Origin of the sequence: Thermococcus sp. MAR1, from assembly GCF_012027305.1 — an archaeon.
Classification (GTDB): Archaea; Methanobacteriota_B; Thermococci; order Thermococcales; family Thermococcaceae; genus Thermococcus.
In genome coordinates this window covers 42,566-59,945 of sequence record NZ_SNUF01000001.1, presented here as the reverse complement: position 1 = coordinate 59,945, position 17,380 = coordinate 42,566, and the positions used below count along the sequence as shown (strand labels likewise).

At 56.5% G+C, this 17,380-nt stretch carries 14 protein-coding genes, 2 tRNA genes and 1 other RNA gene; 8 read left to right on the top strand and 9 right to left on the bottom strand.

The genetic code is table 11. From position 1 onward, the window contains the following. Positions 1-2: 2 nt before the first annotated feature. The 9 genes from E3E25_RS00320 to E3E25_RS00280 form a co-directional block, all read right to left on the bottom strand. Complete coding sequence (locus tag E3E25_RS00320) at positions 3-1,277, bottom strand: C69 family dipeptidase (RefSeq protein ID WP_167891380.1); 1,275 nt, start codon at positions 1,275-1,277, stop codon at positions 3-5. A 50-nt stretch (positions 1,278-1,327) separates the two neighbouring features. Then, a complete protein-coding gene (locus E3E25_RS00315) occupies positions 1,328-1,867 on the bottom strand; it encodes an RNA 2'-phosphotransferase (protein ID WP_167891379.1) in 540 nt (179 codons plus the stop codon). A 32-nt stretch (positions 1,868-1,899) separates the two neighbouring features. Continuing rightward, positions 1,900-3,651 carry an endonuclease/exonuclease/phosphatase family protein gene (locus tag E3E25_RS00310; RefSeq protein ID WP_206204595.1) on the bottom strand — a complete coding sequence of 584 codons (1,752 nt, stop codon included), beginning with the start codon at positions 3,649-3,651 and terminating at the stop codon, positions 1,900-1,902. Between the two features lie 63 nt (positions 3,652-3,714). Continuing rightward, positions 3,715-5,034: an NAD(P)/FAD-dependent oxidoreductase gene (locus E3E25_RS00305; protein ID WP_167892535.1), complete on the bottom strand. Its 1,320-nt coding sequence runs from the start codon at positions 5,032-5,034 to the stop codon at positions 3,715-3,717. Positions 5,035-5,132: 98 nt separating this feature from the next. Further along, complete coding sequence (gene pyrH, locus E3E25_RS00300) at positions 5,133-5,810, bottom strand: UMP kinase (RefSeq protein WP_167892534.1); 678 nt, start codon at positions 5,808-5,810, stop codon at positions 5,133-5,135. Positions 5,811-5,890: 80 nt separating this feature from the next. Next, a complete protein-coding gene (locus tag E3E25_RS00295) occupies positions 5,891-7,057 on the bottom strand; it encodes an FAD-binding oxidoreductase (RefSeq protein ID WP_167892533.1) in 1,167 nt (388 codons plus the stop codon). Then, a complete protein-coding gene (locus E3E25_RS00290) occupies positions 7,050-7,322 on the bottom strand; it encodes a (2Fe-2S)-binding protein (RefSeq protein WP_074631508.1) in 273 nt (90 codons plus the stop codon). The genes E3E25_RS00295 and E3E25_RS00290 overlap by 8 nt, the downstream gene beginning before the upstream one ends. A 1-nt stretch (position 7,323) precedes the next feature. After that, positions 7,324-7,833, bottom strand: a complete 510-nt coding sequence (locus E3E25_RS00285; RefSeq protein WP_167891378.1) for a 4Fe-4S binding protein — start codon at positions 7,831-7,833, stop codon at positions 7,324-7,326. Continuing rightward, positions 7,826-9,271: an FAD-dependent oxidoreductase gene (locus E3E25_RS00280; protein WP_167891377.1), complete on the bottom strand. Its 1,446-nt coding sequence runs from the start codon at positions 9,269-9,271 to the stop codon at positions 7,826-7,828. The genes E3E25_RS00285 and E3E25_RS00280 overlap by 8 nt, the downstream gene beginning before the upstream one ends. Before the next feature lie 124 nt (positions 9,272-9,395). Here E3E25_RS00280 and ffs point away from each other — a divergent pair. From ffs to E3E25_RS00240, 8 genes are all read left to right on the top strand, one after another. Next, an RNA gene (ffs, locus tag E3E25_RS00275) (signal recognition particle sRNA) lies at positions 9,396-9,709 on the top strand. 95 nt (positions 9,710-9,804) lie between these two features. Then, a complete protein-coding gene (locus E3E25_RS00270) occupies positions 9,805-10,710 on the top strand; it encodes a dihydroorotate dehydrogenase (RefSeq protein WP_167891376.1) in 906 nt (301 codons plus the stop codon). A 155-nt stretch (positions 10,711-10,865) separates the two neighbouring features. After that, positions 10,866-11,585, top strand: coding sequence for a 7-cyano-7-deazaguanine synthase QueC (gene queC, locus E3E25_RS00265; RefSeq protein ID WP_167891375.1), 720 nt, complete (start codon positions 10,866-10,868; stop codon positions 11,583-11,585). A 91-nt stretch (positions 11,586-11,676) separates the two neighbouring features. Next, positions 11,677-11,753 (top strand) — tRNA-Phe (locus E3E25_RS00260). A 10-nt stretch (positions 11,754-11,763) separates the two neighbouring features. Then, a tRNA-Gly gene (locus E3E25_RS00255) sits at positions 11,764-11,841 on the top strand. A gap of 106 nt (positions 11,842-11,947) precedes the next feature. Continuing rightward, a complete protein-coding gene (locus tag E3E25_RS00250; protein ID WP_167891374.1) occupies positions 11,948-13,075 on the top strand; it encodes a tungsten cofactor oxidoreductase radical SAM maturase in 1,128 nt (375 codons plus the stop codon). A gap of 195 nt (positions 13,076-13,270) precedes the next feature. Next, on the top strand, positions 13,271-15,088 hold the full coding sequence (locus E3E25_RS00245; RefSeq protein WP_167891373.1) for an aldehyde ferredoxin oxidoreductase family protein: 1,818 nt from the start codon (positions 13,271-13,273) through the stop codon (positions 15,086-15,088). 281 nt (positions 15,089-15,369) lie between these two features. Next, entirely contained in the window at positions 15,370-17,355 is a 1,986-nt protein-coding gene (locus tag E3E25_RS00240) for a S8 family serine peptidase (protein ID WP_167891372.1), read from the top strand. The last annotated feature ends 25 nt before the right edge of the window (positions 17,356-17,380 follow it).

Genomic DNA, 17,380 nt, shown 5'->3' with positions numbered 1-17,380 from the left:
CTTCAACCCTCCAGCCCAAGTCCAGCCTCTTCGTTAACCTTTCTCCAGCTCCGCCCGAAGAGGAAGGGGAGCTTTCCGGGCTTTATCAGCTTCTCCCACCTTTCGAGGAGCCTTGCCTCCTCTCGGAATGCCCACTCCGTCAGAGCTCTCATATCCTCGGGAGTTTTCTCAATCTCCCGCGCCCTTTCTATTATCCCGGCCTGCAGTCTATCCCTCTCGCGGGCGAAGTCATCGATGTAGCCCCGGTAGTTCGTCAGAAACTTCCTGTGGAAGGCCTCGAAGCGCCACCAGTAGGTCTCGGGGTCGTATTTGTCTATCGGAGTTTTTCCGAGGTCCGGAAGGCCGCCCTCTAAGCTTACCGGCTTGAAGATGCTCAGACAGGGGTTTGAGGTGCCAGTGAACCAGTGGATACCCTTTCCAAGCTCGGAAACTTGAGATGAAGCCGTCTGAGAGGGCCTCGTCAGTCCACCGTAGTGCATGCATATGTCCCTCATCGAGCCCTTCTCCGGGCGGTAAGGTTCAAAGGAGTGGAAGCGCAGAACCGACATCATGTACTCGAGCGTTATCTTGCCCGCCCTCTCCTTTAGTTTCGCCAGCGTGAAGGCCCTCCGCTCCCTGCCCCTGGCGAAGTGGGTGTAAAAGCGGTCCGAGAAGTGCTTCGCGAAGCTAAAGGAGCCCTTTCTCGCGAGCCTTTCAACACCCTCAGATGCCATGTCCCAGTCATTCTCAATCGTCAGCGCGTTGGAGATGGAGTAAACACCCTCGATTTTCTTTGCCGCCCAGTCCCTTCCGACGGTCTCAAGAACCCAGGCCTCTTTGGGATCGGCTATTATGAAGGAGCTGAAGTAGTAGAGCCTGTGGCTTTTGCTCCCGTTCCCACCCTGTAAGCCATCCTCAACGATGCCGGTTATGAACTCCAAAGCTTCCCTCGCGTTCTTCGTCCTCTCAAGGGCGAGGCGTATCATGTCCATCCCGGTTATCCCCTTCTTAGGCACCCTGACCTTCGTGAAGACGGCGGTGTTGCCTATCGCCAGCTCGAACTCGTTCACGCCCATCTCCGCCCCCCACATCCACCAGGGACGGGAGAGGATTACCGCATAAGTTTCCTTGACCCCCGGGAAGTCAACGTAAGTTAACCGGACACTCTCCCCATTATGCTTGGTCCTCGGTATGAACTCAAGTATCTGAGCTTCGTTCGGCTCGCGGTCGCTGTTCTTGGCGAAGAGAGTTATTCCCTCCTTGGTGGCCTCGGGAGTGGCCACGAGAATATCGCACATGGTTCCACCCGTAAACCATTGGGCGGCTGGATATAATAGGCTTTCCTCCATCACGCCCCAAGAATTATGCACTCGGGCGGAACGCGCTTGGCTATCCTAACGTTCCTCCCGGCCTTGTAGACTTTCAGACCCTTTCTCCTCAGGCACTCAGCGTCAATTATCAGAAGAACCACATCCTTCCCGTGCCTCCTGCCCGTTTCCAGGGCCTCGATTTTGCTCGTTGTTAGATGGACGAACTGCCGTTTCATAGGCTTGAGCCCTTCCCTCAGAATCCGCTCAAGGTTCCTCCTCGGCGTCCCGTGATAGAGGATTTTTGTTTCTCTGTCCTCCTCGTGGTTGAGCGTTACCTCAAAGCTGTGGCCGTAGCGGGCGCGAATTTTGCCTCCCCTTATTTCGTAGCGCCCCTTCGGATCATTCTCAACAATCTCCCTTACGAACTCCTCCATAACGCCTGGATAGACCGTCTGGAGCGCCCTGACTAAATCGTCAAGCGGGACGAAGCCCTCCATGTCCGGCTTCAGCCCGAACTCCCCTGGAGAATGCCGCAGAATGTAGGCCATTAGCTTGCTGACCTTAACCCTCGACGGCATGGAGAAAAGTTGGGAATGAAAAATAAAAAACCTCACGGCAGTTCTATTACCGCCCACACCGGCCTGTGGTCTGACGCCAGGACGTCGCAGAGGCAGCCGTAGTCCTTCACCTCAGCCGGCCAGTCCTTTTTGAGCAGGATGTAGTCTATGTTCTCCCTGTCAACCACCCCGTTGCGCTCCCAGAGGAAGGTGTAGGGCGGCCTCTCGGAGAAAGCGTCGCGGTAGTCGCGGGTGAGTATCTCTATCGCCCTCTCGTCCGGCTCGGCGTTGGTGTCGCCGGCTATTATCTGGGCAACTGGCGAAGCTTCAGCGAACTTTAGCAGTTCTCCCGCCTGCATCGCCCTCTCCTCCTCGCTGAGCCCCATGTGGACGTTTACCACGGTTATGCCCAGCTCCTCGATGGAGACCTTCTGGGCCGGTCTCGCCTGGCCCACGCTCGGGAGGTTCAGCTCGGCCTCTGTCTTCATGTGCCAGTGGGAAAAGACCGCTATTCCGTAGGTTCCCTCAACGGCGGGCTTGTACTCGTAGGCGTAGCCGAGGTGGGCGGAGATGAAGAGGGGGACGTCCTGGTAGCCGTTGCCTATCATTCCGCCAACGACCTCCTGGGCGAACCATACGTCCGGCTTCCCCTCGGCGAGAAGGTTCACCAGTTCGTAGCCGTTGAACGTTCCGTCGTACGGCCCGAACCCCTGGTGGACGTTGTAGGTCCAGAGGAGGACGTCCCTTTTCCCCTCGCTGTAGGTTGGCCCGACGTGGAAGAGCGCCAGTACTATGACCGAGGCCAGGACGAGACCAATGAGCGGGCCGATGATCTCCTTCACGCTTGGACGGCTCACCTCGGCGCTCTTCCCGTAGGCGCCGAGGGCATAAACCACCGAGGCAGCAAGGATAAGGGCCTCAAGCCTGTCCTCCATGAAAGGTAAACCTATGTCCCTGCCGACGTAGGCCCCGAGGGCGAGTGTTGCCGTTAGGAAGAGGTAAAATGCACCGACGACGCCTCCCCGGCTTCCCTTCGCGCTCTCGACGAGGGCGATGGCTGAGGCCAAGGCTATAGGCAGGCCCACCAGCGAGAGAGGCTTGATGAAGAGAGTCGCCGAGCCGATTATCAGGAGCGCCATCGCGGCTGTTGGCTTTCTCGCCAGGTGCGGGCCGAGCAGTATCGCCAGGGCGAGGAGCAGGGAGAAGCCGACGAACTCCGGGAGGTAATAGACGGTCATTCCGGAGTAGCGCATCACCGCATTGGGATAAATCAGCCCCAGCTCGAGCAGGGCCGCGAAGGCGTAGAGGCCGAAGCCGGGCTTCTTGAGCGTTCCAGGTTCCTTCCAGAGGGCGTAGGCTCCCAGGAACAGGGAGAGCGCCAGGATAACCCTCGTGTACGGAAAGTCAGCCGGCTCGGCACCGACAGCCAGGACGCGGAGTGAAAGGTCGGCGACGAGCCCCATGGTCAGATACTTCACGTCCAGCTCCTTGACGAGCGCAAGGGCCACCGGCAAGGCAAAAGCCGCTACGAGGTGCGTGTATTCGGTCGCATCGGTTATCAGGACGGCTGTTGCGTAGGCCGCTGTTAGGGCTGCGCCGGCTTTTCTGCTCATCCTTCCGACGAGGAACGCAGCGAGAAGGAGCATGAGGATTCCAAGCCCGGATGGAAAGCTCATCCCGTAGAAGAAAGTCTTTTCAAGGCTTGAGTACGCTCCGGCCACAAAGATTCGGAGGGATGAAGCCAGCAGGACGCCGGTTCCGAGGCCAAGCAGAATTCTGTCCCTTTCGTCCACCTTCACGCTCATCACCTAAAAACCAAGTTTGCTAGGGCGAACTTAAAGTTTGCTGAAATGGGAAGAAAAGGGAAGTCACTTGAACCTTCTCAACGCCATCTCCCCAGCCACGCTTATCGGATCAATCGTCGGGCTTATCGGAGGGGCGTAGGCTGTTTCGAGGTAAACGACGTCCTCGACGGTTGCACCCTTCTGCGCCAGGGCCGAAAGTGTCATTATCCTGCCCCAGACGCGCTCGCCGCCGACTATCTGGGCGCCGATGAGCTTTCTGTCCGGCTTTCTGAAAATCAGCTTGACCGTTATGGGCTTTCCGCCGGGATAGTATTCCGGCTTCGTCGAGCCTTTAAACTTTCCGATGGCTATCTCCAGTCCAGCTTTCTTTGCTCTCTCCTCCGTTATTCCAAAGGTGCCTATCTCAAGGCCGAAGAGCTTTGTAATAGCCGTGTTGAAGACCGGCTTAAATGAGACATCCTTTCCGGCTATGTGCTCCGCCGCGACCTTGGCCATTCTCACAGCTGAGGTTCCGAGCTGGCTTAGGGTTCTCTCGCCGGTCACGCCATCGACTACCTCGGCGCAGTCGCCTATGGCGTAGATGTCAGGGTCGCTCGTCTGGAGGTGCTCGTTAACGACTATGCCCCAGTGCACGTCGAGGCCGGCCGCCTTTGCGAGGTCGACGTTTGCCCTTACGCCGGTGGCGACGAGGACGAGGTCAGCCGGAACCTCCTCGTCGCCTATTCTAACAGCCCTGACCGGACTGCCAATTATCTCGCTGACCCCAACGCCGAAGCGGAAGGAAACTCCGTTGGCTTCCATCTCCCTCTGGACGAGTTTTGCCATATCTTTGTCGAGCATGGTCGGCATTAATCTGTCCATCAGCTCAACGACCAGAACCTCCATGCCGAGCTTCGCGAAGGCCTCGGCCCCTTCGAGGCCGATTAAACCGGCACCGATTACAACGGCCTTCTTTGGCTTCCTCTCGGCGATGTATGCCTTTATCCTCCGCACGTCGTCGAGGCTCTTGAGCGTAAACACTCCCTCGTTCTCAACGCCCTTAATGGGTGGAACGAAGGCCTTCGAGCCAACCGCCAAAACAAGCTTGTCGTAGGGGATTTCCCCCTTATCCGTGACCACAACTTTCCTCTCGCGATCTATGGATTTGACCTCCGTTCCGAGCATAAGCTTAATCTTCTGCTTTTCATAGAACTCGTTCGGGAAGACGATGACATCTTCGGGCTTCTCGATGGTTCCGCTTATCACGTGAGGAAGTGCACAGGGGGAATACTGCATCGTTGGTTCCTTTCCGATGACGATGATTTCGGCCTTCCTGTCGAGCTTGCGCATGAACAGCGCGAAGTTGCTTCCGGCTGTACCGGAACCGACGACGACAACTTTCATGAGCACCACCGGAGGGAGAAGGGCGAGGAGGTATAAAAAGTTGGCTTTTACTAAAAGACGCCCGGTTCCAAAACTCTGCGGAAAAATTTGGGTAAAAGTCAAGGCTCAACCACAGTCCCGCTGTGCTTTCCCTTCACGACGTCGAAGAGGTGGTACGCATCGTCCTTGCCCACGATGTAGGTCTTTATCCTGCCGCGCTGGATGAACTTGGCAGCGAGAGCATCCACAACTCCACTTCCCCCCGCCTTACTCTCCGCCTGCATCGCTATCTCCACCAGCTGGTCGACGGTTATCCTGTCGAGCTTCTTCGCGTTTGGGTTCTTTTTAGGATCGGAGTCGTAGACGCCGTCGACGTTGGTGACAACCACCAGGAGGTCGGCCTGGAGGTACTCGGCGAGCAGAGCAGAGACGGCATCGGTGGTGTGGCCCGGGTGAGTTCCGCCCATTATCGGTATCTTCTTGAGCTGTATAACTTCCCAGGCCTTACGGAAGTCCTGGATGACGAAGGGATATGCCTTCTCGCCCAAAGCCGCTATGAGGAGCATCGCGTTGGCCCTCGTGATGTGTATGCCGATGTAGTCCTTGAAGGTCTCGTTGGGCGTGAAGGTCTTTGCCGCCTTGATGTACTTTCTGGCGACTTTCCCGCCGCCGACTACCACCGCCACCTCGTGATCCTCGCTTATCTTGATGAGCTCGTAAGCCATCTTGCCGATAAAATCAACGTCTGGATCATCTGGCACGAGAACCGATCCGCCTATATCGAAGACTATCCTCATGATGACCCTCACGGTGCTAATCAGCAGGATTTATAACCTTTTTCTTGCCGTGGGGATGTCGAAAGAATAGGGGAAGGGACTCAACCTATCTGGAACGCCGAACTCCTCAGCTCGCCGCGCTCAAAGCGGTACGGGTCGTACCACTCCCAGTCGAGCGGAACCTTGGAACGGCCTTTCGATATCAGCCCGGCCATCGCCTCCCCAACCGCCGGCGCCATCATGAAGCCGTGACCGCTGAAGCCTGCGGCAATGTAAAAGTTGTCGAGGAGCCTTCCGATGGCGGGATTGCTGTCCGGCGTCTTTGCGTAGAAGCCCGCCCACTGGCGGACAACGTGAGCGTAGCGGAGCGGCGGGGCGATTCTGACGGCATACTCTAGAACGCCGCGCAGGAAGTCGTAAGTCGGCTCGTAGTCGTCTAAGCCTTTAGCCTTGTGCTCTATCCCGGCACCGCAGATTATTCCGCCGTCCTCACCGTCCTGAATTATGTAGGCGTCGTTCCAGCTCGGCGGGCACACCAACGGTTCGGCCTGGCCGGGTTCGAGCGGCTCGGTCTTGACGAGCTGGTGCTTGTAGGCGGTGATGGGTATGATGTCTCTGCTGAGGCCGGCCATCTCGTTGATGAGGGGCGCCCATGCGTTGGCCGCGTTGAGGACGGCGTCAACCTTAACGCTCTCGACCTTCCCGTTGCTCCTGAACCTCACGGCGGTTATGGCATCTCCCTCCTGCTCGAAGCCTATAACCTCCGTGTGCTCGCGCGCATCAACGCCGAGCTCCTTGGCCCGGAAGAGGTACGCAAAGAGCGTCTTGAAGGGGTTCGCCTTGCCGTCCTTTGGGTTCCATGCGCCTGCAAGGAAAGGCTCGGTGTTGAGGATGGGCACTATCTCCCTGGCCTCATCCATGCCGATGAGCCTGGTCGGAACGCCGAATCTGTTCTGGAGCCTTATGTTGGCCTTAAACGCTTCAACCTCCTCCTCGCTCGTGGCAAGGAACAGATAGCCGGTCTGCTTGAAGTTTATATCGAAGCCGAGCTCTTCCTCAAGCTTTTCCCAGCGCTCAACGGAGTACTTCATGAGCCTGATGTTGGCCTCATCGGTGAACTGGGCGCGGATTCCTGTGGCACAGCGGAAGGTCGAGCCGGAGCCGAAATAGTTCTTCTCGAAGAGGATTACCTCTTCCCCGAGCTTCGCCAGCTCGTAGGCGGTAGCAACGCCTATTATCCCGCCGCCGATTATGGCGATTTTACTCATCGGCACCACCCACTATAACCTCTACGCGAACGGGCCGAATCGGAACCCTCGCCTTCGGAAGTGGTATCTCCTCCTGACTCCTTCCGGTCTTTCTGGCCAGTATGCCGAGGACTATGGGGACGCACGTCCTCCCCTGGCAGGGGCCCATCCCTATGCGGAGGAGCCGTTTCAGCTCCTCGATATCGGTGACGCCGGAATCTATGAGCGCCTCGACTTCCTCGACGGTGACGTCGTTACACCGGCAGACGATTTTCTTTCCCCCCATGCTACCCCCTCCTTTCCACCTTAACCGCCCTGACGTCCCAGGCCAGCTCTATCGGAACTTCCACGATGATTATCGGCGTGTCGCCCTTGCTCTTCTCCCTCGGCACGACTGTGAGAACCTTTCCCCTTCCAACCGGCTCTCCAACGCGGTTGAGGAGAATGACCTCCTCGCCCTTCTCGGGAACCGGAAGGAGCTCGTGGGGCATAGTTATCCTCGCCCTGTCGCCGACGTAGTGCACCATGAAGAAAGCGAGACCTGGGCAGATCTGAACGCAGAGGGAGCAGCCAATGCACTTATCGTAATCGACTATCGGCAGGTCATTCGGGGTGGGCATGCTTATCGCCCCGGTGGGACATATCTCCCTGCACGGGGCGCAGGGTATCTCCTGGGGGCACTCCGGAATCGCAACCGGCCGTTTCCTCAGCCTCTCCTCGCTCGGCAGGGGGATGAACTTTTCAAGCTCCTCCGGCGTTATGTAGCCGTTTCTGAGGTAGGAGGGAATTTCACTCACTGGCGACACCTCCGATAAGGGCCTTCTTTATGCCCTCAAGCACGTGCCTGCCGAAAGGCCCGGAGCGGAACTCCAGGAGGTCTTTCTGGGCCTTCTCCATCTCTTTCAGCCAGCTTTCGTCTGCTATGCCGAGCCTCAGGGCGGCAGCGATTCCGGCTATCTTTCCTTCGAGCATCGCTGTGGTTGCTTCCTCTATTCCGGCGGAGTCCCCTGCGACGAATATCCCCCTGACGGTGGTCTCCATCCACTCGTCGCGAACTGCCACGTGCCCGCTGAGCTCTCTAACATACTTTATCTGACAGCCGGCCTGGTGGAGGAGCTCGATGCTGGGCCTCAGGCCTACGGCAAGGGCTATCACATCGACCTCGAAGGTCTTTTCAGTCCCCGGAATTGGCCTCCAGTTCTCGTCCAGCCGGGCAACGACTGCCCTCTCGACCTTTTCCTTCCCCTCGGCGCGCAGGATGGTGTGTCTCGTGAGTATCGGGACGCCAAGTCTTCTAACCTTGGCGGCATGGACGAAGTAGCCGCCTACCTTCGGCATGGCCTCGACTATCGCCTTCACCTCAACGCCGGCCTGGATGAGCTGGTACGCCAGGATAAGCCCCACGTTTCCGGCCCCAACGATTAGAACCTTGTCGCCAGGCTTCACACCGTAGGTGTTCATGAGGGTCTGAATGGCTCCGGCGCCGTAGATTCCCGGTAAATCGTTGTTCTCAAAGGGAATCATCTTCTCCATCGCGCCGGTTGCTACGATAACCGCCCTTCCGCGGAACTCTATCAGCTCGCGGTTGTTCCTGACAGCTAAAACGAGCTTTTCCCCACCTTCTTGGAAGATGCCTACGGCGGAGGTTTCAAGGAAGACCTCAACGTTCTCCCTCTTCCTAGCTTCATCCTCAAGGATTTTCGCTATCTCCACTCCCCTGACTCCCGCGAACTGCTCGCGCTTGCCGAAGAACTTGTGGGTCTGCTTGACGAGCTGGCCGCCGAGCATCGGGTTCTCGTCCAAAAGGACGACGCTCGCCCCGGCATCGGCCGCGTGGATTGCCGCCATTAACCCCGCCGGCCCACCGCCGATTATCACGATGTCCGCCCTTACGACTTTCGCCTCCCTGAACTCCGGGGGCTTTGCCTCCCTCGGCAGTTTCGCCCTCCCGTGCTGGCGCTCTATCCTCATACCGTCTTCAACCAAGGTTATGCACGTTCTGACGTTGGGGATTCCGTTCACGATCATCAAGCAGGAGGAGCACTTGCCGATTGCGCAGAAAAGCCCCCTGGGCCGCTTCTCGTTGGCGGAATAGTTCAGAACCCGGATTCCAGAGGCATGTAAAGCAGTCGCTATCGTCTCCCCCTCGTAGGCTTTGATAGGTTTCCCTTCAAAATATATTGTAACCTCCCTGCCACGCTCAAAACGCAGAAGGGGATGCTCAGTTAAGCGCACGGTGTATCACCCATGCACCTATTCGTTCACGCATTTATGAAAATTTTTCAATCCAATGGTGGGCAACCTTTGGTTTTCGAGCCTACCAAAGCTTTATATATCTGCCCAAGGATAAGTTAGCTGGCGGCGGGCTAGGCCGGGGGGTTCGGCGTCCCCTGCAACCGGAAACCGTCGATATGCCGGGGCCGAAGCCCGGGGGGCGGTTCCCAAAGCCGTCCCCGGAAGCCGGGGCACAACGGTGATCCCTCGTCCCACGGGGCCGGCGGTGGGAGGGGCGGAGCTGGAGGGCTCCGCTAACTCCCTTTGCCCGCCGAACCCCGCCAGGCCCGGAAGGGAGCAGCGGTAGGCGGGACGTTCGGCGCTCGTGGGGTAGCGGGGGTGAGCGAGCCCCGGTGGAAGGGGACGGTGGAGGGTTCCCACCCCCGGGCGCGCCCGCCGCCGCTAGCAGCCCTTCTGGATTCATGGTGTCTGTATGCGTGGAAGATGCAAAACCTTAATAGTCCAGCGACATCTTTTGCCTTTGAGGTGTCAAGATGGCGAGCCTTGAAGTGAAGCTTTTCGGGATAAGGTTCGAGAACCCACTCATTCTCGCATCGGGAATCAACGACAAAACTCCGGAGCAGTGGATAAGGGCGCACGAGGAGGGCGCCGGGGGAGTTGTTACCAAATCCATCGGAATCGAGCCGAGGGCAGGTTACGATAACCCAACCATTGTCGAGCTTCCCTACGGGCTAATAAACGCGATGGGTTTGCCCAATCCGGGCTGGAAGGGCTTTCTGGAGATGGTTGAAGGCTACACCTTCGATTTCCCGCTGATAGTATCGATTTTCGGAGGAACACCGGAGGAGTTCGCCTTTCTGGCGGAAAAGCTGAGCGAGGTGGCGAATGCCTTCGAGCTGAACCTCAGCTGTCCGCACGCCAAAGGCTACGGTATGGAGATAGGTCAGAGGCCGGAGATGGTCTACGATGTAGTGAAGGCCGTTAAGGACGCTACCGACAGGCCAGTTATAGCGAAGCTGACTCCCAATACAGACGACATCACGAAGCTTGGCCTGGCCGCTGAAAAGGCTGGCGCTGACGCAGTCTCGGCAATAAATACGCTGAAAGCCATCGCCATAGACGTATACGCGAAAAGACCGATTCTCAGCAACCGCGTCGGTGGCTACTCCGGGCCTGGAGTGAAGCCCGTGGCTTTGAGGGCCGTCTACGATTTGGCCAGAACCCTTGATATCCCGGTGATAGGAATCGGAGGGATAACCACGTGGCAGGATGCGGTCGAGTTTCTCCTCGCCGGAGCCTCCGCCCTGCAAATTGGAACGGCAGTCTCGCTCCGCGGGTGGGGAGTGTTCCGGGAGATAAACGAGGGCATCAGGGCATACCTCGAAAGCGAGGGATTTTCGAGCGTGAGCGATATAGTGGGACTGGCGCTGGAGGAGTAAACATGAAGGAGTGGAAAACATTCTCGTTGGGCAGAGATTTGAGTCCTGAAGAGATAGAAAAAGCCACAGAAGAGGCCCTTAATGAGGCCACGAGTGATATCGAACTTCCGGAAAACTTTAAGCCTTCAAAATTGGATTTGAGTTGGGGGAGAAAAATGAAGCGCGCGGTCGTGCTGTTTTCGGGTGGACTCGATTCAACGGCCTGCCTCTACTGGGCGAAGAGGAACTACGACGAGGTCATCATGCTGGTGATAAACTACGGAAGCAACGAGGAGCGCGTTACGAACAAAGTTGCCGAGTTCTTCTCGAAGGAGCTGGACGTTCCGCTGAAGATAATCCATCTCGACTTCCTTGAGGAGTTCTCCAAGCTCCGCGGGACGACCCTCGTTGGAGGCGAGACGCCAAGGGTCACAGCACAGGAGCTTGAGGACATGAACGTTGCACAGGAAACGGCAAAAAGCGTCTGGGTTCCAGCAAGGAACGTCGTGCTGATAAGCGTCGCCGCTTCGCTCCTCGATGCGCTCGGAGGCGGGGACATAATAGTCGGCTTCAACGCTGAGGAGGGGGCAACGTTCCCGGACAACACGCCCGAGTTCGTGGAGAGGATGAACGAGATGCTGAGATACGGAACGATGGCAGAGGTCAAGGTGGTCGCCCCGCTCATAGACCTCGACAAGAAGGGTATAGCGAGGCTTTTGAAGGAGCTTGACGCCAAATACGAGTACTCGAACTCCTGCTACATGCCGAAGGGCTTCACAGAGGACGGGAAGCCTGTACACTGCGGCGAGTGCGAGAGCTGTGTGAGGCGCCACCGCGGTCTGATTGAAGGCATCGGGGAGGACAGGACGGTCTACGCGGTCGAACCGAAGATATAGCACCCCCTCACAGATTCCCTTCCCCTGGTGGGTCTGCTTTCGGCCCACCGCAAGATTTATAAATTCGCCCTCTACCCTATCCATTGGGCGTGGGGCGGTAGCTCAGCCTGGGAGAGCGCCGGACTGAAGATCCGGGTGTCGGGGGTTCAAATCCCCCTCGCCCCACCACTTCTCGCGTGCGGTGGTAGTCTAGCCTGGTCTAGGACACCGGCCTTCCAAGCCGGTGACCCGGGTTCAAATCCCGGCCACCGCACCACAATTCGCTTCTCGAACTCCTGCCGGATGCCCTACTCCAGCTGCCCATATCTGTCCACTAAACGTTATAAAGGCCCCCGTTTTACTTCGTCTTTAGGTGGTTTACGTTGGAGAAGGACGCTCATAAGTTCGAGCTTAACGGTGCTTTCGTTCTAATCCCCAAGAAACCGGATTTGAAATACCTTTACTTGGAGATAACCAACCGATGCAATCTCCGCTGTGAGATGTGCTTCAAACAGTACTGGGAGGACCCAGAGGGCGATATGGACTGGGAGCTCTTCCTCAAAATCCTCGACGATGCGGAGGAGCTTCCAGAACTTGAGATGATATACTTCGGTGGAATTGGGGAACCCACGGTGCACCCGAGATTCATGGACATGGCGAGGGAGGTCAAAAGGCGGGGCTTCGCCCTTGGTATAAGCACCAACGGCTTCCTCCTGACGGACAAAAGGATAGAGGAGCTCGTTGAGCTCGGTCTTGACCTGATATACTTCTCGGTGGACTCCGTGCCCACCCAGCCGGTGGACATAGGGCACATAAAGCCAGACGTGACCGGTTCAAGGATAAGAAAGATTCAGGAGGTCAAGAAAAGGCTCAACAGTGACGTCCCGCACATAGGCGTTGAAGTGGTGGTCACAAAGGAGAACTACAGGGAGCTGATAGACATCGTCCACTACGTCGGGTCGCTGGGCGTTGACACGGTTCTCATCTCAAATCTGATTCCAATAACGAAGGAACACGCAAAGCTAATAGTTTACGATGGAAGCGTTGACATGAAGCCGATAATAGACAAGCTTGAAGCGGTGTATCACGGCTACATGTACAAGCTCGCGGAGTTCTCCCTGAGGACCGAGAGGCACTGTGAATTCGTCGAAAAGAAAGTCGCAGTTGTCAGATGGGACGGGGAAGTTGCACCCTGTTACCGCTTCCTTCATACCTACCCGGAGATAGTCTTCGGCAGGGAGAAAAAGGTGATAGCGTACTCCTTTGGAAACGTTAGAGAGAAGAGCCTGAAGGAGATATGGACAAGCAAGGATTACAGCTGGTTCCGCTTCGTCGTTAAGAACTCCCTCTACCCAAGCTGTGCGGACTGCCCCCTCAACGAGTCCTGCTCCTTCGTATGGGACACCGAGTCAGACTGCTGGAGCAACAAGCCGAGCTGTGCCGATTGTCTGTGGTCGAGAAGAATAGTCCTCTGCCCCATCCCGGAGAAGGGAATGAAGGGCTATTGGTGAACTCGGATTCATACTTTTATCTTTTCTCAACACATCTCCTCCAGCCGCGAACTTTTAAGTTCGAAAAAGTCAGCGTCGATGTTTGTTAAACTGATGTGCTTATCATAGCATCAATGTTGCATTTTTTTGCTTTCGTCAAATTTATTAGCATCAATGTACAAAAATGCTTCCAAGAACCGCTGGAGGCTTCGAAATATGTTTGCGTACTGGGGAAAAATTTTGAGGGTAAACCTGACGGACGGGACGATAAAGGAAGAGACCTTCGATGAGAAGTTCGCCAAAAAGTGGCTCGGAACCAGAGGATTTGGCATATACTTCCTCTTGAAGGAGATGGATCCAACGGTTGATCCGCTGAGCCCTGAGAACAAGATACTCTACACCACCGGCCCGCTGACCGGAACGACGGCACCGACCGGCGGAAGGTATATGGTGATAACCAAGAGCCCGCTGACGGGCTACATAGCCATGGCCAACTCCGGTGGATTCTTTGGAGCCGAGCTGAAGTTCGCCGGCTGGGACGCGATAATAGTTGAGGGTGCCTCCGACCACCCGGTTTACCTCTACATAAACGACGAGAGCGTTGAGCTCAGGGACGCTTCCCACCTCTGGGGTAAGACCTCAACAGAGACGGAGGAGGCCCTTAAGGAAGAAATCGGCGACAAGAGAATCCGCGCTGCACTCATTGGTCCTGCTGGAGAAAACCTCGTCAAGTTTGCGGCCGTTATGAACGACGAGCACAGGGCCGCTGGAAGGGGCGGCGTTGGTGCCGTGATGGGAAGCAAGAAGCTGAAGGCGATAGTTGTTCGCGGACATAAGAGGGTGGAAGTAGCCGATAGGGCAAAGTTCACAAGCGTTGTGAAGGAGAAGACCGACAAGCTCAGAAACGATCCGGTCGCTGGGGGAGGACTTCCAAAGTACGGAACGGCTGTTCTCGTGAACATAATCAACCAGAACGGCCTCTATCCAACAAAGAACTTCCAGTACAGCCAGTTTGAATATGCCGAAGAGCAGAGCGGCGAGGCCATGACCGCGAAGTACCTCATCAGGAATAAGCCGTGCTACGCCTGTCCAATAGGCTGTGGAAGGGTCAACAAGCTTCCGACCCTCGGAATAACCGAAGGACCCGAATACGAGAGCATCTGGGCTTTGGGTGCTCACAATGGAATAAACGACCTTGCCAGCATAATCCACGCCAACCACATGGCAGACGAGTACGGTATGGACACGATCAGCCTCGGAGGAACTCTCGCGACTGCCATGGAGCTCTACGAGAAGGGACTGCTCAAGCAGGAGGATCTCGGGGAGGAGGCACCGCCCTTCAGGTGGGGCAACACAGAGGTGCTCCACTACTACATAGAGAAGATTGCCAAGAGGGAGGGCTTCGGTGACAAACTGGCCGAAGGCGGTTATCGCCTGGCCGAGATGTACAACGGTGTCGAGTACTTCATGGGGGTCAAGAAGCAGGAGCTTCCAGCCTATGACCCGCGCGGAGCTGAAGGCCACGGTCTCGGTTACGCAACCAACAACCGCGGTGGCTGTCACATCAAGCAGTACATGATAAGCCCTGAGATCCTAGGATACCCATACAAGATGGACCCGCACGACATCGGCGATGAGAAGGTCAAGATGGTCATACTCTTCCAGGACCTAACCGCTCTCATCGATGCCGCCGGACTGTGTGTCTTCACCACCTTCGGTCTCGGCGCCGATGATTACCGCGACATGATAAACGCCGCCACTGGCTGGGACTTCTCAACAGAGGATTACCTCAAGATAGGAGAGCGCATCTGGAACGCCGAGAGGCTCTTCAACCTACGCGCTGGACTCGACCCGCTCAAAGAAGATACCCTACCGAAGAGACTGCTTGAGGAACCCGTTAGGAACGGGCCCAACAAGGGCCACGTTGTTAGGCTGCACCTGATGCTTCCGAAGTACTACAAGTTCCGTGGCTGGACCGAGGACGGAAAGATAACCGGGGAGAAGCTCAAGGAGCTCGGTCTTGAGGAGCTCTGATTTTTCAATTTTACCATTCGTTACATTTTTCTTACAGTTATTGACGGTTTAAATGTGCACTCATTGTGCCTAAGTGTCGCATCAATGACACCAATGTCACCAGAGTTACCCCCAATTAATGCAGCTTGAGTTATATAGAAGCACATTTTTTTAACACAAAGATGTACATTGAGCCAATGTACATTAATTAAAGATATGTTGTTGCGCAAAATTTTTAACTTATTGGACGTTAGCAGTTAAGATGTCCCCATATGGGGTCTGCTGCACATGGAGGTGCTACAATGAAGAGATGGGGTATAGTGGTGTTGGCATTGGTTCTCGTAGGACTCCTGGCAGGAACGGCCGCCGCAGTACCCGTAAAACCATCCGTTCGAAATAACGGCATTCAGGAGAAGAACTACGGCCTTCTAACCCCCGGCCTGTTCAAGAAGGTTCAGAGAATGAACTGGAATCAGGAAATCAACACCGTAATAATGTTCGATAGCCCGGCAGACAGGGACAGGGCCATCAGGATACTCAAAGTTATGGGTGCTGAAATTAAGTACACCTACAAGGTTATCCCGGCAGTTGCCGTCAAGATGAAGGTCAAGGACCTGCTCATGATAGCGGGCATGATTGACACCGGCTTCTTTGGCAACACCAAGGTTTCTGGAATAAAGTTCATTCAGGAGGACTACAAGGTTCAGGTCAATGTTGAAACCGAGGGCCTCGACGAGTCCGCCGCACAGGTCATGGCCACCAACATGTGGAACCTCGGTTACGATGGCTCGGGAATAACCATCGCCATCATCGACACTGGAATAGACGCCTCCCACCCGGACCTCCAAGGCAAGGTTATCGGATGGAAGGACTTCGTTAACGGCCGTTCAAGTCCCTACGATGACCAGGGCCACGGAACCCACGTCGCTTCCATTGCAGCGGGAACCGGGGCGGCCAGCAACGGCAAGTACAAGGGAATGGCCCCCGGTGCCAAGCTCGTGGGCATTAAGGTCCTCGGTGCAGACGGTTCGGGAAGCATATCCGACATCATAGCCGGTGTGGACTGGGCGGTCCAGAACAAGGACAAGTACGGAATAAGGGTCATCAACCTCTCCCTCGGCTCGAGCCAGAGCTCCGACGGTACCGACTCCCTCAGCCAGGCCGTGAACAACGCCTGGGACGCTGGAATAGTCGTCTGTGTTGCAGCCGGAAACAGCGGGCCCGACAAGTACACCGTCGGTTCCCCTGCTGCGGCCAGCAAGGTTATCACTGTTGGTGCCGTGGACAAATACGACACTATAACCGACTTCTCCAGCAGGGGACCAACTGCCGACGGAAGGCTCAAGCCCGAGGTCGTCGCTCCGGGCAACTGGATCATAGCGGCGAGGGCCAGCGGAACCCAGCTCACTGACGTTACCATCGGTGACTACTACGTTGCCGCCCCGGGAACTTCGATGGCCACCCCACACGTCGCTGGAATCTCTGCCCTAATCCTCCAGGCCCACCCGAGCTGGAGTCCGGACATGGTCAAGACCGCCCTCATCGAGACCGCCGACATAGTCAAGCCAGACGAGATAGTCGATATAGCATACGGTGCCGGCAGGGTCAACGCCTACAAGGCTGCCCACTACGACAGCTACGCCAAGCTCACCTTCACCGGCTACGTCACCGATAAGGGTACTGAAGCCCACCAGTTCGCGGTAAGCGGGGCCTCCTTCATAACCGCGACCCTCTACTGGGACAACGCTAAGAGCGACCTCGATCTGTACCTCTACGACCCGAACGGCAACCAAGTTGATTACTCCTACACCGCCTACTACGGCTTCGAAAAGGTCGGCTACTACAACCCGACCGCCGGAACCTGGACCATAAAGGTCGTCAGCTACTCGGGCAGTGCTAACTACCAGGTTGACGTGGTCAGCGACGGTTCACTCAGCGAATCCAGCGGTGGAGGAGGCGGTGGAACCCAGCCCCCACAGCCGACCGTCGATGAGCAGACCTTCACCGGAAGCGTGAGCTACCACGACTACAACGTCCACCAGATGACCGTCAACAGCGGAGCAACGAAGATAACCGGAGATCTGAGTGGAAGCAGCTACGACGACCTCGATCTGTACCTCTACGACCCGAACCAGAACCTCGTCGACCGCTCCGAGAACTACGGCTCAAGCGAGCACGTCGAGTACACCAACCCCGCCCCCGGAACCTGGTACTTCCTGGTCTACGCCTACGATACCTACTACTGGACCGCCAGCTACCAGCTCGACGTCAAGGTCTACTACGGTTGATTTTTAAGCCCCTCCCCTTTCTTTT

Bases quoted from the DNA above. Each gene is read 5' to 3' on its own strand.
- E3E25_RS00320 (WP_167891380.1), bottom strand. From the start codon at position 1,277: ATGTGCGATATTCTCGTGGCCACTCCCGAGGCCACCAAGGAGGGAATA.
- E3E25_RS00315 (WP_167891379.1), bottom strand. From the start codon at position 1,867: ATGCCGTCGAGGGTTAAGGTCAGCAAGCTAATGGCCTACATTCTGCGG.
- E3E25_RS00310 (WP_206204595.1), bottom strand. From the start codon at position 3,651: ATGAGCGTGAAGGTGGACGAAAGGGACAGAATTCTGCTTGGCCTCGGA.
- E3E25_RS00305 (WP_167892535.1), bottom strand. From the start codon at position 5,034: ATGAAAGTTGTCGTCGTCGGTTCCGGTACAGCCGGAAGCAACTTCGCG.
- pyrH (WP_167892534.1), bottom strand. From the start codon at position 5,810: ATGAGGATAGTCTTCGATATAGGCGGATCGGTTCTCGTGCCAGATGAT.
- E3E25_RS00295 (WP_167892533.1), bottom strand. From the start codon at position 7,057: ATGAGTAAAATCGCCATAATCGGCGGCGGGATAATAGGCGTTGCTACC.
- E3E25_RS00290 (WP_074631508.1), bottom strand. From the start codon at position 7,322: ATGGGGGGAAAGAAAATCGTCTGCCGGTGTAACGACGTCACCGTCGAG.
- E3E25_RS00270 (WP_167891376.1), top strand. From the start codon at position 9,805: ATGGCGAGCCTTGAAGTGAAGCTTTTCGGGATAAGGTTCGAGAACCCA.
- queC (WP_167891375.1), top strand. From the start codon at position 10,866: ATGAAGCGCGCGGTCGTGCTGTTTTCGGGTGGACTCGATTCAACGGCC.
- E3E25_RS00245 (WP_167891373.1), top strand. From the start codon at position 13,271: ATGTTTGCGTACTGGGGAAAAATTTTGAGGGTAAACCTGACGGACGGG.
- E3E25_RS00240 (WP_167891372.1), top strand. From the start codon at position 15,370: ATGAAGAGATGGGGTATAGTGGTGTTGGCATTGGTTCTCGTAGGACTC.